Source organism: Buttiauxella sp. S19-1 (assembly GCF_022134725.1).
In the GTDB taxonomy this organism is placed as follows: domain Bacteria; phylum Pseudomonadota; class Gammaproteobacteria; order Enterobacterales; family Enterobacteriaceae; genus Buttiauxella; species Buttiauxella ferragutiae.
On record NZ_JAHWLU010000247.1, the window covers coordinates 1 to 1,314 of the forward strand.

General features: G+C 42.2%; 2 protein-coding genes. Both read left to right on the forward strand.

Features of this window, described 5'->3' with window-relative positions; genetic code table 11:
* Positions 1-221: 221 nt before the first annotated feature.
* A complete protein-coding gene (locus MES37_RS24370) occupies positions 222-1,016 on the forward strand; it encodes a hypothetical protein (RefSeq protein WP_237932823.1) in 795 nt (264 codons plus the stop codon).
* Between the two features lie 35 nt (positions 1,017-1,051).
* The coding region (locus MES37_RS24375) for a zinc ABC transporter substrate-binding protein (RefSeq protein WP_237932824.1) at positions 1,052-1,314 on the forward strand (263 nt) is incomplete at its 3' end.

Genomic DNA, 1,314 nt, shown 5'->3' on the forward strand with positions numbered 1-1,314 from the left:
TAGTTGGCGTTTTAGTCTTGAAATAATTCTACTTCCCGCCGCTGCAACCGGATCACACCGGGAGTGGCAAGGGGCGGTGGCTGGTATTGCTCTTTAACAATGTAGGGGAAAATGGCGTCACGGGCTGAAAAAGCGCGTCGAGGCAAAAAGTTGTCGGTGTGAAAATGCACTGGCGAAAAGTGGTTGTAAAGTGCTGATTGCACTAGTGAAAATGCCGAACGATGACGGACTCCGTATCGGAAGAAGTTGTTGTTGAGAATAATGCGCTGAGTTCAACTCAGGCACTGGCCTTCGATAAAGAACTCGCGGACTGCCGGAAATCGGGTGGTGACTGCCAGTCAATCATCGATAAATGGAAGCAAGTCAGTGACAAGCAGAGTGCGGAAACTGATCAGAAGCTGAAAGACGATCCGCTGGAAGCACAGGAAATTGATAAAGAAATCGCCCAAGGTGGTTTCGATATGATGAAGCGCCCAGCTTGGTTGGATAATATCGGTGCTGATGTAATGACCAGCGACGAGGCAAAAGCCTATGTTCAGCAGTGGAACGGCCAGGATCTGGCAAATATTGATGTAAACAGCCCAGGCTGGACGAAGTTTGCAGTATTTGTCTCAGATCCGGAAAATCAGGCCATGCTAGTTTCGGGTGGGTTACTGGCGAAGGATTTAGTACAACTAGCAAAAGCTACCGTAACCAACTTATCCCAAGGCGGCATTCCGTTCGCAATAAAAAGTATGCAAGTTGGATTACGGAATCCACAGCAGGTGGATCAGCTTAAAAATGATATGGTGAGTGGTAATTATAAATTTACAGCGCCTGAGGGTCGTATTGCTGGATATGTTGATAGTAAAGGAAATTATTATATATCTGAAGGTAATCACAGGATGGTTGCAGCTCAGGAAATATACAATAAAACAGGGGATGCTTCGTATATAGAAAAGCTTATACAAAATGGCTCATGGACTCAGACTAAAAATGCTCCGGCTGGAGCTTCTTCTATGCCGACAAGAAAGTGATGAGTTTTATTCATATTAATCATGAGGATGGATACATGTATAAAAATGAGATATACGTAAAAATGTTAGGGCTTGCACTGCCTTATATACGAAATCTACAGCGGCTGGAAAAGAAAGAAAAAAGCGTGAATTTATCTTGCTATCTGGAAGCTGAACTTGTTCATAATTTGACGCTTACTATCCTAGATAAGGATTTTAAAGAACACGATATATGGTTTTTAAATAATCAAGCGAAATATTACTTTGAAAAATGTAATGAAGATATATCTCCAAATTACAATCAGCATTGTATTTATAT